This is a genomic window from Candidatus Nanopelagicales bacterium (genome assembly GCA_041393815.1).
GTDB lineage: Bacteria > Actinomycetota > Actinomycetes > S36-B12 > JAWKJK01 > JAWKJK01.
This window is the reverse complement of record JAWKJK010000007.1, coordinates 103,823-117,167: the sequence shown is the minus strand read 5'-3', so window position 1 is coordinate 117,167 and position 13,345 is coordinate 103,823. Positions and strand designations below refer to the sequence as shown.

Here is a 13,345-nt window from a genome sequence, read left to right as displayed (position 1 = left end):
TCACGCAACGGCGACGCGGTCCCGGCCCTCCGCCTTCGCCCGGTACAGCGCGACGTCGGCTGCGTGCAGGCACGACTCGGGGTCCCCGCAGTCGCTGACCAGGGTCACGCCGATGCTCATCGTCACGGTGGTCTCGTCGTCCCACATCGGGAGTGGGGTTCCGACCGCCCGTCGCACCTTCTCGGCCACCGCGGCCGCCTCGTCCCGGTCGTGCACCCCGTCGAGCACGACGACGAACTCGTCGCCGCCCATGCGCGCCACCAGGTCCTGGGCGCGCACCGAGCCGGCGATCCGCAGCGCGACGGTCCGCAGCACCTGGTCACCCATCGCATGCCCGTAGCGGTCGTTGACCTGCTTGAAGTGGTCGACGTCGCAGTACAGGACCGCTCGCTCGGTGCCGGTGCGCGCGGCGCGGGCCAGGAAGCCCTGGATCCGCTCGACCAGTTCGATCCGGTTGGGCAGCCCGGTGAGCGAGTCACGCCGGGCCGCAAGCGCGTCGCGCTGGCGCAGCTCGTAGCGCTCGGTGACGTCCCGCCAGGTGAAACTGAGGCGATCCGGCCCGACCTGGACCGCGCGGTTGTCGAACCACCGGGTCGCGCCTCCGTGCAGGCGGGAGGGGAACGGCACGTCGTCCATCGAGAGCGGCTCGCCGGTGTCGAGCACGCGCACGTAGGAGGCGAGCAGACCGCTCGGCCCGTGCTCGGGGAACAGGTCCAGCAGCCGCCGGCCGAGCAGCCGCTCACGGGGCAGCCCGTTGGCAGCGCAGGCCGCGGGGTTGGCGTCGGCGTACTCGAAGTCGACGATCCGGCCGTCGTCCGCGCGCACGGCGGCCAGCAGGACCCACGGGTCGACCATCGCGTCGAGGGTGGTGCGCAGCAGCTGCCGGGACTCCTCGAGCTGCTGCTGCGCGACGACGGCCTCGTCGACGTCCCGCAGGGCCATGACCGCTCCCTGGGCCTCCCCGTCGGCATCGATCCACAGCCGGGTCTGCGCCTCGAACCAGCGCCAGGACCGGTCCCCGCGCAGGACCCGGAACCGCAGCACGCTGACCGACCCCGGCTCGAGCTCGGACCGAGCGGCCAGCAGCCGGTCCAGGTCCTCGGGGTGGACCCGCCGGGTCAGGTCGGTCCCGACCAGCTCCTCGGGCTCCAGCCCCAGGACGTCGACCGCTGACGGCGACACCCAGTCGGCGATCCCTGACCGACTGCGCAGGACCACGTCCGACGAGTGCTCGGCAACCGCGCGGTACTGCTCCTCCCGCTCGCGCAGCGCCTCGCGGGCGGTGACCTCGTCGTGCACGTCGCGCAGCGCGGTGACACCGCCGGTGACGGTGCCCTCCGCCCCGGTGACGGGGCGGCCTCGTGCCGACATCCAGCGCCAGTGCGCATCCACGTCGGCGTAGCGCAGCTCGATCCGGCTCGGCACGTACGCCTCGGGGTCGCTGACAGCGGCGGCCCGCAGGCGCTCGGCCTCGGCGAGGTCGTCCGGGTGCACGAGGGTGGCCATCCTGCGGCCGACCCAGTCCGCGGCCTCCCAGCCGAGGACCTCCCGCACCGAGGGCGACACCCACACGCACCGGCCGTCCGGCCCGGTCCGGTAGACCACGTCGGACGAGTTCTCCGCCAGCAGGCGGAACTCCCGGGCCGCGTCGACGGCCTGCTCCCGGGCCCGGACCTCGTCCGTGACGTCGCTGATGACTCCGTGCCAGACCAGGTCCCCGGACCGCTCGCGGTCCGGCACCGAGTGCAGGCGCACCCACCGATCCTGCCCCGACACCAGGAACCGGCCCTCCCAGGTGAACGGCTCGACGGCGGCGACCGCTGCCTCGTTCGCCGCCAGGAGTCCGGGCCGGTCGTCGGGGTGGGCGACGTCGAAGGCCAGCCGGACGTCGGCCATCAGCGCCTCCTCGCTGATGCCGACGAGGCGGCACAGCGCAGGGCTGACGTAGTCGAACCCCACGTCCCCCTGCGCGGTCATCCGCATCGCGTAGACGCCGACCGGGAGCTGGTCGAGGAGCCGACGACGCTCCCACAACGCGCGCTCCAGCGCGGTTTGGGCCAGCACCTCCTCGGTGACGTCGACGATCTGGGAGACGAAGTAGGCCAGTCGGCTGCTGTGATCGCGGATCCCGCTGACGGTGAGGACACCGTGCACCACGGTCCCGTCGGGCCGCAGGAAGCGCTTGCGCAGGTGGTAGTGGTCCCGCTCCCCGGCCACCACGGAGGCGACCAGGGCGAGGTCGTCGTCCAGGTCGTCCGGATGGGTCAGCTCCTGCCAGGTGAGCGAGGCCATCTCGTCGATGTCGCGGTCGAACAGGGCGCACAGGGCCGCGTTGACCTCCAGGAACCGCCCGTCCGGCGACACCAGGCACATCCCGATCGCGGACTCCGAGAACGCGCGGCGGAAGCGCTCCTCGCTCGCGGCCAGCCGTTCCTGCTCCTCGTACCGTCCGGTGACGTCACGCCAGGTACAGCTGAGCGCGTCTTCGACCGGGACCGCCCGCACCAGATAGCGGCGCGGCAGACTGCCGAGCAGCTCCTGGGCGTACGTCAGATCGTCGAGGTCGAGGGCCTGCCCCGTCTCCACTGCGGCGGCGTACTGGCCCAGCAGTCCGGTGGCCGCGTGGCCGGGCAGCAGGTCGAGCAGCCGGGCCCCCACCAGCTCGGCCCGGGGCTTGCGGTTGTAGTCGCACGCCGCGGCGTTCGCGTCGGCGAACTCGAAGTCGACGACGGTGCCCGCGTCGTCGCGCACCGGCGCGAGCAGCACCCAAGGGTCGAGCAGCGACTCCACCGCCGCGCGCAGCGAGGCGTCGCCCCCCGACGACGGCCCTTGCCTCACCCCCGCCTCCTTCCGTCGGCATCGTGGCACTCCGACCGGGCCCGTCGCAGCGCGACCGGGTCACCCGGGACGGGGGTGCGCCGCGCCGGAGGCATGCACCCGCGCGTGCGCGATGGCCTCGGGCGTGGTCGCGAACAGGTGACCCTCGTGAGCGAGGCTGTCGTAGACGCCGAGCTGCCGGAGCACTCGGTCGTGCCCCGGCCGGACGCCCGACATGAGCACGGTCACCCCCCGTCCCTCGAGCCGGGTGATCGTGTCGGCGAGGACCGAGGCACCGGTCGCGTCCAGGCTCAGGATGCGGGACATCCGCAGCACGACCACCCGTACGTCGCCGACCTCGGACAGCTCCAGCAGGAAGGTGTGCGCGGCGCCGAAGAACAGCGGGCCGTCCAGCCGGTAGGCCACGATGCGGTCCGCCAGCAGCCGGCTCTCCTCGTCGCCGTGGTCCTCGTCCAGCGGCGTCTCGTCCACGCGCGCGGTCCTGGCGACCTGGCGGAGAGCGGCGAACCCGGCGACGACGAGACCGAGGATCACGGCGGTCACGAGGTCCAGCAGGACGGTCGCCACCGCAGTGACCACGAGAACGAGGGCGTCGCCCCTTGTGGAGCGCAGCAGCGCCCGCAGGCTGGAGACCTCGACCATCTGCACCGCCGTCGCGATCAGGACGCCCGCCAGGGCGGCCAACGGGATCTCGGCCACCCAGCGCGAGCCGACCAGCACGATGAGCAGCAGGACCGCCGAGTGCGTGATGGCGGCCAGTCTCGAGCGGGCCCCCGCCCGTACGTTGACCGCTGTGCGGGCGATCGCCGCCGTCGCGGGGATCCCCCCGAACAGCGGGCTGGCCAGGTTCGCGATCCCCTGCCCGAACAGCTCCCGGTCGGAGTCGTGCCGCTCGGCCACGCTCATGGCGTCGGCCACGGTGGCCGACAGCAGCGACTCCAGTGCCGCCAGGGCCGCGACCGCCACCGCCGGCACGACCAGGGCGCTGACGAGCGCCGGCGACAGCGGCGGCAGCTGCGGGGCGGGCAGGGTCGAGGGCACCGGGCCGATGACGGCGACGGCGGCACCCGAGACGCCCACGGCCACGGACGCGACGACGACGGCGGCCAGGGACAGCGGGAGGCCGGGTCGCAGGCGCGCCCCCACGAGCATGACGGCGGCCACCCCGGCAGCCACGGCGACCGGAAGCCACTGCGGCTGCTGCACCCACGTGACCACGGCGTCCACGGCGGCGAGCAGCACCTTCTCGCCCTCGCCGGGCACGCCGAGCGCGGCCGGGACCTGCTGCAGGGCGATGATCACCGCGATCCCGAGGGTGAAGCCCTCGACCACCGGCAGCGGGATGTAGCGCATCACCCGGCCGGCCCGGGCCAGCGCCAGGCCGAGCAGCAGCACCCCGGCGAGCAGCCCCACGGTGAGGACCGCCGTCGTCCCGTACTGGGCCACGATCGGGACGAGGACCACGGTCATGGCCCCCGTCGGTCCGGACACCTGCAGGTTGCTGCCGCCGAAGAAGGCGGCCAGCCCGCCGGCCAAGATCGCGGTCACGAGGCCTGCACCGGCGCCCAGGCCGGAGGAGATCCCGAACGCGAGCGCCAGCGGCAGCGCGACGACCGCGACGGTGACCCCCGCCACCAGGTCCCTGCGCGGGCTTCGACCCATCGCGACGAGGTCGCGCCGACGGGGGAGGACGGCGCGCAGCCTGGCCCACGTCGCGGCCGCGCACGGTGTCCCGCTCACCCGCGCCGCCCGCCACGGCCGAGCTCGCGCCGCAGGGCGAGCTGGTCGTCGATGAGCCGGGTCAGGATGGCCCGACCGGCGAGCAGCAGGTCGCGCACCTCGGGGACGACCAGGGAGTAGACCACCTCCCCGCCCTCGCGGCGCTGCGCCACCAGCCCGGCCCGCCGGAGGACGGCCAGCTGCTGGGAGAGGTTGCTCGGCTCGATGTCGACCGCGTCCAGCAACTCGTGCACGGCGTGGTCGCGCTCGCTGAGCAGCTCGAGGACCCGGATCCGGGCCGGATGGCCCAGGGTGCGGAAGAACTCGGCCTTGGCCTGGTAGAGCGGGACAGTCACGGGTCCTCCACGGTGCCGGCCTCAGTCCGCCGGGAGGGGCGGTGGCGCGACCGTGGGGGACCGTACTGCAGAAATGAAGAATCGTTCAAGTCTTCATGTGAGGACCCGGGCGCTGGGCCGGGCCTCTCCCGTCAGCCGCCGCCGAGCAGCGCGGACAGGGCAGGTGCCAGGCCGCCCACCTCGCGCAGGTCGGCCCCGCGGGCGCGGTCGTTGACGCGGGCCGCGGTCCCCTCGGGCACCAGCAGCCGCCGGTAGCCCAGCCGCACCGCCTCCGCCACCCGCTCGGACATCATCGGAACCGGGCGGACGTCGCCGGACAGGGTGACCTCGCCGATCGCCGCGACGTCCAGCGCAAGCGGGGTACCGGTGCCGGCGGACACGACGGCCAGGCACACCGCGAGGTCGGCGGCGGGGTCCACGAGCCGCATCCCCCCGAGCGTCGCCAGGAACACGTCCTTGTCGTGCAGTCGCAGCCCCGCGGTCCGCTCCGCCACGGCGATGAGCATCGCCATCCGGGAGGAGTCCAGGCCGGACACGCCGCGGCGCGGGTTGGGGTTGGTCGTCGGCGCCACCAGCGCCTGCACCTCGGCCAGCAGCGCCCGGTGGCCCTCGACCGTCACCGTGACGCAGGTGCCCGGCACCGGGGCGTCCCGCTCGCCGCGGAACAGCACACTGGGGTCGACCACCTCGCGCATGCCGGCGTCGGTCTGCTCGAAGGCCGCCACCTCCAGCGACCCGAACCGGTTCTTCACCGAGCGCAGCAGCCGCAACGAGGTGTGCCGGTCGCCGTCGAGGTTCAGCGTGGCGTCGACGATGTGCTCCAGCGCGCGCGGGCCGGCGACCGTGGAGTCCTTGGTGACCTGGCCGACCAGGATCATCGGCAGCCCGCGGGACTTGGCGACCCGGGTGAGCACCTGCGCCACCGCCATCACCTGGGTCACCCCGCCCGCCCGGCCCTCGACCTCGGCGGAGGCGATCGTCTGGACGGAGTCGACGATGACCAGGCCCACGTCGGCCGCGTGCTCGTCGAGGTGGCCCAGGAGGACCGCCAGGTCGGTGTCGTCCGCCAGCAGCAGGTGCGCGGACTCCGCGCCCACCCGCCGCGCACGCACCGCCACCTGCTCGACCGACTCCTCGCCCGAGACGTACAGCACCCGACGCGAGTGCCGGGTGGCGACGGCGTCGGCCACCGCGAGCAGCAGGGTGCTCTTGCCCGACCCCGGGGGCCCGGCCAGCAGCACGACCTGCCCCGCCACCAGTCCCCCGCCGAGGACCCGGTCGAACTCGCCCAGCCCGGTCTCGATCCGGCGTACGGGGCCGTCGCCCATGACCTCGGTGACCGGCCGGGCCGGACGGCCCGGTGGGCGCGCCGCAGCCGAGGCCCGCTGCCCGGGTGCCGGGGTCGGGGTGGCGACCTCGGCCACCGTGCCGTAGGCGCCGCACCGGGGGCACCGCCCGACCCACTTCACCGAGACGGCGTCGCAGGCGGTGCAGCGGAACGTCGCGGCCGTCCTGGCCATCACCGCCTCCTCTCCCGCGGGTCTCGCGGCCTGGTCGGGCTCGTCGCCAGACCCCCCGGCGTCGCCTCAGTCCCGCCGAGCGGGAACCCACAGCGCCGCCGCGAGCCACGACCCGGCCAGGACCGTACCCGCGCGGTCCGACGTCCGGTGCGGGCAGCCACTCGTGGGTAGGCTGGCGCGCGCGTCGCGCCGGCCACCCCCGGCGGCCCGGCCTCCCCCGCAACCCCCGGAGATCGCATGTCCCCCGCCCACCCGGACGGCGACCGTGACGCGCGGCTGCGCGGCACCCTGGCCCTGGTCGCCCCCGGTACCGCATTGCGCGACGGCCTCGAGCGCATCCTGCGCGGGCGTACCGGCAGCCTCGTGGTGCTCGGCCACGACAAGGTCGTGGAGCAGATCGCCGGCGGCGGCTTCGTGCTCGACGTCGAGTTCTCGGCCACCCGGCTGCGCGAGCTGTCCAAGATGGACGGCGCCGTCATCCTGGACCGGGACGCCAACCGGCTGCTGCGCGCCGCGGTCCAGCTCATGCCCGACCCGTCGATCCCCACCGAGGAGACCGGGACCCGCCACCGCACCGCGGACCGCGTGTCGCGCCAGACCGGGTTCCCCGTCATCAGCGTGAGCAAGTCGATGAACATCATCGCGCTGTACGTGGACGGTCGGCGGCACGTGCTGGAGGACTCCGCGGCCATCCTGTCCCGCGCCAACCAGGCGCTGGCGACGCTGGAGCGCTACAAGCTGCGGCTGGACGAGGTCAGCGGCACCCTGTCCGCGCTGGAGATCGAGGACCTGGTCACGGTCCGCGACGTGGCCGCGGTCGCCCAGCGGGCGGAGATGGTGCGCCGCATCGCCAGCGAGATCGAGGGCTACGTCGTCGAGCTCGGCACCGACGGCCGCCTGCTGTCGCTGCAGCTCGGGGAGCTGGTGGCCGGGGTCGACACCGACCGCCGGCTGGTGGTCCGCGACTACTTGCCCGCCCCGACCGGCAAGAAGGGGCGTCGGGTCGAGCATGCGTTGGCCGATCTCGACGCCCTCGGCGGCTCGGAGCTGCTCGACCTCGGTCATGTCGTACGCGCGATCGGCCTGCCCTCGGCGTCGGACTCGCTGGAGCATGCGGTCAGCCCGCGCGGCTACCGGCTGCTGGCCCGCGTCCCCCGGCTGCCCGAGCCGGTGATCGACCGGCTGATCGACCACTTCGGGTCGCTGCAGCGGCTGCTGGCCGCCGGCATCGACGACCTGCAGGCGGTCGAGGGCGTCGGCGAGGCCCGGGCCCGCTCGATCCGCGAGGGGCTGTCCCGGCTGGCCGAGTCCAGCATCCTCGAGCGCTACGTCTGACCACCCTCGGCCCGACCGCGTCCCACCCACCCGCACCTGCGTTGTGGTGCCGGTTGCGTGAGTTGTAGCCCACGCAACCGGCACCACAATCCGGGGAACGGGGGATCAGGTGAGGGCGAAGGCCTGCTTCTCGCTCACCACGTCGCCGTTGCGGCCCTCGAGGTCGTAGCCGCCGGGCTTGGCCGCGGGTTGGTTGGCCGGGCAGCCCTCCGCGCTGAGCCGGCCGTCCCAGGTGACCGTGACCGACACCGACTCCCCGGCCTCCAGCGTCCGCACGTCCACCGTGTCGCTGGGGTTGCAGTCGTCCGACGACCACACGTGGTAGCCGCCCGAGGTGATGATCAGCTCGTTCGCCTTCGGCCCGACGTCGCGCTCGCACGCCTCGCTGCCGCCGTTGGTGATCTTCAGGGTGAGCTTGGGGGTGGACCCGGCCGGGTAGCTGGAGGCATCGGTGCTGGCGTCGACCTCGATCACGTCGTCGGCGCAGGCACCGGCCTCGCCGGAGCTGGCCGAGTCGCTCGCGGAGGGACTCTCGCTGGGCTCCGTGGTCGGCGTGGGCTCCGTCGGCGTCTCGCTGGGCTCCGCCGTCGCCGTCGCGCTGGCCGACGCCGCCGGCTCCGCCCCGTCGCCCCCACCGCGGCCGAAGAACCACCACACCAGGGCCAGGATGAGGAGCAGGACCAGCAGGATCGCCGCGCGGCGACGCCAGTAGACCCCCGGCGGCTCCGGTCCGACCGGATACAGGACACTGCTCACGGCAGCACGCTACTGTGCGTCGCCGCCACACGTGCGACGATGCGCCCCGACATGACGTACGTGCCGTCCCGGCAGGCCCCTCGGCCGCACCTGGCCACGGGCACGCCCCTGCCGTCGTCGACGGCCTCGCCCCTGGACGCCGGCCTCCTCGGCGCCTGGTACGACGGCCATCGCCGCGACCTCCCCTGGCGCAGCCCCGACCGCACCCCGTGGGGGGTGCTGGTGAGCGAGGTCATGCTGCAGCAGACCCCCGTCGCGCGGGTGGTCCCGGCCTGGACGGAGTGGCTGCAGCGGTGGCCGACCCCGTCGGACCTGGCCGCGACGCCCCCCGGCGAAGCCGTCCGGGCCTGGGGCCGGCTGGGCTACCCCCGCCGGGCGCTGCGCCTGCACGCGGCGTCCGCGGCCGTGCGCGACCGGCACGACGGCCGGGTGCCGGACGGGTACGAGGAACTGCGCGCCCTGCCCGGGGTCGGCGACTACACCGCGGCGGCCGTGCTGGCGTTCGGGTACGGCCGGCGGGCCGTGGTGCTGGACACCAACGTGCGGCGCGTGCTGGCACGGGCGGCGCAGGGGCAGGAGCGGCCGGGGCCCTCGGTGACGGTGGCCGAGCGGCGGGCCGCCGACGCCCTGCTCCCCCGCGATGATGCGGACGCGGCACGGTGGTCGGTGGCGGTGATGGAGCTCGGGGCCCTGGTCTGCACCGCGACCGGGCCGGCCTGCGACCGCTGCCCGGTCCGGACCCGCTGCGCGTGGCGGGCCGCCGGCCGGCCGGCGTACGACGGCCCGGTCCGGCCCGCGCAGCGGTTCGCCGGCACCGACCGGCAGGTGCGGGGCCGGCTGATGGCGGTCCTGCGCGAGCACGCCGGTCCGGTCCGCAAGCCGCTGCTCGACGCGGTCTGGTCGGACCCGGTCCAGCGGGAGCGGGCGCTGGACGCCCTGCTGGACGACCGCCTGGTCGAGCTGACCGCGGACGGCCGCTACGCACTGCCCGGCGAGACCGGCGAGCTTGGCGAGACCGGCCGCGGCCGGGCCCCGGATGCCGGCTACGCGGCCGGGGACGCCGGCTCGGACACCGGCTCCTCCGCGGCGGCGGCCTCCTGAGGCAGCGGCTGCCGGTCGGTGGTGCGGATCACCGGCCGCCCCGCGACGGGGACGTCCACGGCCACGTCCACCCAGACACGATCGCCGGCGATGCCCACCCCGGAGCACACGTCGGTGTTGCGCGGCTGGGTCCGCGAGGCGCTGACCTCGATCCGCGGCCCGCGCTCGACCGCGATCGCCTTGACCTCGTCGCCGGCGCACAGACCGGATGGCGGGACCGCCACCGCGACCTGGATGACCAGCTCGGACGACGTCGGCCGCCAGGCCACCGGCTCCATCGGCGACTCCGCCGCTCCGAGGGCGCGCAGCGGGCCCACCCCGCCGATCACCCCGGCCAGCAGGGTGAGGGCCGCGACCAGGCCGAGGGCGAGCAGGATCCAGGGCAGCGCGCCGCCGCGCCGACGACGCGGCGCGTCGTACTCGCGCAGCCCGGGGATCAGCGGCCCGGCCGGCACGGGACCTCCTCGGGTCGGGTCACTCCTGCCCGGCGGTCTCCACCGGCGGCGCGTCCGGAAGCTCGGCCTTGGCCTCGCCGGCGAAGGTGAACGAGCGCTCCTCGCCCTCACCCTCGACGTCGACGACCACGATGGAGCCGGGTCGGATGTCGCCGTACAGGATCTTCTCCGACAGCTGGTCCTCGATCTCGCGCTGGATGGTGCGCCGCAGCGGCCGGGCTCCGAGCACGGGGTCGTAGCCGCGCTCGGCCAGCAGCTCCTTCGCCGCCTGGGTGAGCTCGACGCCCATGTCCTTGTCCTTCAGCCGCTCGTCGACCTTGGCGATCATCAGATCGACGATCGTGACGATCTCCTCGCGGCTGAGCTGGTGGAACACGATGATGTCGTCGATGCGGTTGAGGAACTCCGGCCGGAAGTGCTGCTTGAGCTCCTCGTTGACCTTGGCCTTCATCTTCTCGTAGCCGGTCTTCGTCTCGTCGCCCACGGCGAAGCCGAGGTTGACGCCCTTCGCGATGTCCCGGGTGCCGAGATTGGTCGTCATGATGATGACGGTGTTCTTGAAGTCCACGACGCGACCCTGCGAGTCGGTCAGGCGACCGTCCTCGAGGATCTGCAGCAGCGAGTTGAAGATGTCGGCGTGCGCCTTCTCGACCTCGTCGAAGAGGACCACGGAGAACGGCTTGCGCCGCACCTTCTCGGTGAGCTGGCCGCCCTCCTCGTAGCCGACGTAGCCGGGCGGGGAGCCGAACAGCCGCGAGACGGTGTGCTTCTCGGAGAACTCCGACATGTCGAGCTGGATGAGCGCGTCCTCGTCGCCGAAGAGGAACTCCGCCAGCGTCTTCGACAGCTCGGTCTTACCCACGCCGGACGGCCCGGCGAAGATGAACGAGCCGCCAGGGCGCTTGGGGTCCTTGAGCCCGGCGCGAGTGCGGCGGATCGCCTGCGACAGCGCGTGAATGGCCTGCTCCTGGCCGATGACGCGCTTGTGCAGCTCGGTCTCCATCCGCAGCAGCCGCTGGGACTCCTCCTCGGTCAGCTTGAAGACGGGGATGCCGGTGGCGGTCGCGAGCACCTCGGCGATGAGTTCCTCGTCGACCTCGGCCACGACGTCCATGTCGCCGGCCTTCCACTCCCGCTCCCGCTGCCCCTTCTCCGCGAGCAGCTGCTTCTCCTTGTCGCGCAGGGACGCCGCCTTCTCGAAGTCCTGCGCGTCGATCGCGGACTCCTTCTCCCGGCGGACGTCGGCGATGCGCTCGTCGAACTCGCGCAGGTCCGGCGGTGCCGTCATCCGGCGGATGCGCAGCCGCGAGCCGGCCTCGTCGATCAGATCGATCGCCTTGTCCGGCAGGTAGCGGTCGGAGATGTAGCGATCGGCCAGCGTCGCCGCGGACACCAGCGCGCCGTCGGTGATGGAGACGCGGTGGTGCGCCTCGTAGCGGTCGCGCAGGCCCTTGAGGATCTCGATGGTGTGGGCGAGGGTCGGCTCGTTGACCTGGATCGGCTGGAAGCGGCGCTCGAGCGCGGCGTCCTTCTCGACGTACTTGCGGTACTCGTCCAGCGTGGTCGCGCCGATGGTCTGCAGCTCGCCGCGGGCCAGCATCGGCTTGAGGATGCTGGCGGCGTCGATGGCCCCCTCGGCCGCTCCGGCGCCGACGAGGGTGTGCATCTCGTCGATGAACAGGATGATGTCGCCGCGGGTGCGGATCTCCTTGAGGACCTTCTTCAGCCGCTCCTCGAAGTCGCCGCGGTAGCGGCTGCCGGCGACCAGCGCGCCGAGGTCGAGGGTGTAGAGCTGCTTGTCCTTCAGCGTCTCCGGCACCTCGCCCTTGACGATCATCTGGGCCAGGCCCTCGACGACGGCGGTCTTGCCGACACCGGGCTCGCCGATGAGGACCGGGTTGTTCTTGGTACGGCGGGACAGCACCTGCATGACCCGCTCGATCTCCTTCTCGCGCCCGATCACCGGGTCGAGCTTGGCCTCGCGGGCGGCCTGGGTCAGGTTGCGGCCGAACTGGTCCAGCACGAGGGACGTGGACGGCGTCCCCTCGGCCGGGCCGCCGGCCGCCGCCGGCTCCTTGCCCTGGTAGCCCGACAGCAGCTGGATCACCTGCTGGCGGACCCGGTTGAGGTCCGCGCCGAGCTTGACCAGGACCTGGGCCGCGACGCCCTCGCCCTCGCGGATCAGGCCGAGCAGGATGTGCTCGGTCCCGATGTAGTTGTGGCCGAGCTGCAGCGCCTCGCGCAGGCTCAACTCGAGCACCTTCTTGGCGCGCGGGGTGAAGGGGATGTGGCCGGAGGGCGCCTGCTGGCCCTGGCCGATGATCTCCTCGACCTGCTGGCGCACCGCCTCCAGCGAGATGCCGAGGCTCTCCAGGGCCTTGGCCGCCACGCCCTCGCCCTCGTGAATGAGCCCGAGGAGGATGTGCTCGGTCCCGATGTAGTTGTGGTTGAGCATCCGGGCCTCTTCCTGGGCCAGGACGACCACCCGCCTCGCGCGGTCGGTGAACCTCTCGAACATCACTCACGCTCCGTCCACGTGCGGGACCCGACGCGGACCCCGTGCCGACCCCGATGCTAGCCCGGGTCCCGGCGGGCGGCCCGTCCTCGTTCCGCCCACGCGAGACCCCTGTCTGCCGGGGACAACGACACCGCCCCGCGGAACTGTTCCGCGGGGCGGTACGCCGAGGGCGAACGACGGGGCGTGCGCGACCGGTGGGTCAGGCCTGGGCGGCCTCGAACTTGGCCACGACCTCGGCCGGGATCCGGCCGCGCTCGCTGACGTCGAGGCCCTGCGCCTTGGCCCAGGCGCGGATCTCCGACGGGCTGCCGGGGGCGGGGCCGTCGGCCTTGGCCCGCGAGCGGCCGCGCGGCTTGGCGCCCCCGCCGCGGCCGGCCTTGCGCGCGGCCCCCACGTAGGGCGCGAACGCGTCCCGCAGTCCCGCGGCGTTGGCGGCGGACAGGTCGATCTCGTACCCGACGCCGTCGAGCGCGAAGGACACGGTCTCCTCGGCGGCCGAGCCGTCGAGGTCGTCCTCGAGCACGATCTGCACCTTGCGTGCCATCCGGATGTCCCTTTCCCGGCGGGTTCGGACCCGCCCACGAATCGCGGTGAATAAGGAAATGAGGCGCTTTCCCCCGGAAGGCCCTATTACGCGGCACCGAGAATAGCCGGGAAATGCCGGGGAGCGCCAGAATCGAACCGCAAAACGGATCACTTCGGTGCCCAAATCCATTCGTTCGATCGGCATTTCCGTGCCCGGCCATT

At 73.5% G+C, this 13,345-nt stretch carries 10 protein-coding genes; 2 read left to right on the top strand and 8 right to left on the bottom strand.

What is annotated here, in order from left to right; all coding sequences use genetic code 11:
* The 4 genes from R2737_16870 to radA all read right to left on the bottom strand — a co-directional run bounded on the left by R2737_16870 (position 1) and on the right by radA (position 6,433).
* On the bottom strand, positions 1–2,838 hold the full coding sequence (locus R2737_16870) for a PAS domain S-box protein (protein ID MEZ5117937.1): 2,838 nt from the start codon (positions 2,836–2,838) through the stop codon (positions 1–3).
* Positions 2,839–2,898: 60 nt separating this feature from the next.
* Positions 2,899–4,500, bottom strand: coding sequence for a SulP family inorganic anion transporter (locus R2737_16865; GenBank protein MEZ5117936.1), 1,602 nt, complete (start codon positions 4,498–4,500; stop codon positions 2,899–2,901).
* Positions 4,501–4,574: 74 nt separating this feature from the next.
* Entirely contained in the window at positions 4,575–4,913 is a 339-nt protein-coding gene (locus R2737_16860; GenBank protein ID MEZ5117935.1) for a metalloregulator ArsR/SmtB family transcription factor, read from the bottom strand.
* A gap of 131 nt (positions 4,914–5,044) precedes the next feature.
* On the bottom strand, positions 5,045–6,433 hold the full coding sequence (gene radA, locus R2737_16855) for a DNA repair protein RadA (protein ID MEZ5117934.1): 1,389 nt from the start codon (positions 6,431–6,433) through the stop codon (positions 5,045–5,047).
* 237 nt (positions 6,434–6,670) lie between these two features.
* Here radA and disA point away from each other — a divergent pair, with 237 nt between their 5' ends.
* Positions 6,671–7,768, top strand: coding sequence for a DNA integrity scanning diadenylate cyclase DisA (gene disA, locus R2737_16850; protein MEZ5117933.1), 1,098 nt, complete (start codon positions 6,671–6,673; stop codon positions 7,766–7,768).
* 105 nt (positions 7,769–7,873) lie between these two features.
* On the opposite strand, the gene R2737_16845 is transcribed toward disA, so the two are convergent.
* Positions 7,874–8,524, bottom strand: coding sequence for a hypothetical protein (locus tag R2737_16845; protein ID MEZ5117932.1), 651 nt, complete (start codon positions 8,522–8,524; stop codon positions 7,874–7,876).
* A gap of 51 nt (positions 8,525–8,575) precedes the next feature.
* Between R2737_16845 and R2737_16840 the strand changes: the two genes are divergently transcribed.
* Positions 8,576–9,625, top strand: coding sequence for an A/G-specific adenine glycosylase (locus tag R2737_16840; protein ID MEZ5117931.1), 1,050 nt, complete (start codon positions 8,576–8,578; stop codon positions 9,623–9,625).
* On the opposite strand, the gene R2737_16835 is transcribed toward R2737_16840, so the two are convergent.
* The 3 genes from R2737_16835 to R2737_16825 all read right to left on the bottom strand — a co-directional run bounded on the left by R2737_16835 (position 9,568) and on the right by R2737_16825 (position 13,142).
* Positions 9,568–10,080, bottom strand: coding sequence for a hypothetical protein (locus R2737_16835; protein ID MEZ5117930.1), 513 nt, complete (start codon positions 10,078–10,080; stop codon positions 9,568–9,570). The genes R2737_16840 and R2737_16835 overlap by 58 nt on opposite strands.
* 19 nt (positions 10,081–10,099) lie before the next feature.
* Positions 10,100–12,598, bottom strand: a complete 2,499-nt coding sequence (locus R2737_16830; GenBank protein ID MEZ5117929.1) for an ATP-dependent Clp protease ATP-binding subunit — start codon at positions 12,596–12,598, stop codon at positions 10,100–10,102.
* Positions 12,599–12,797: 199 nt separating this feature from the next.
* Complete coding sequence (locus R2737_16825) at positions 12,798–13,142, bottom strand: Lsr2 family protein (GenBank protein ID MEZ5117928.1); 345 nt, start codon at positions 13,140–13,142, stop codon at positions 12,798–12,800.
* Between the last annotated feature and the right edge of the window lie 203 nt (positions 13,143–13,345).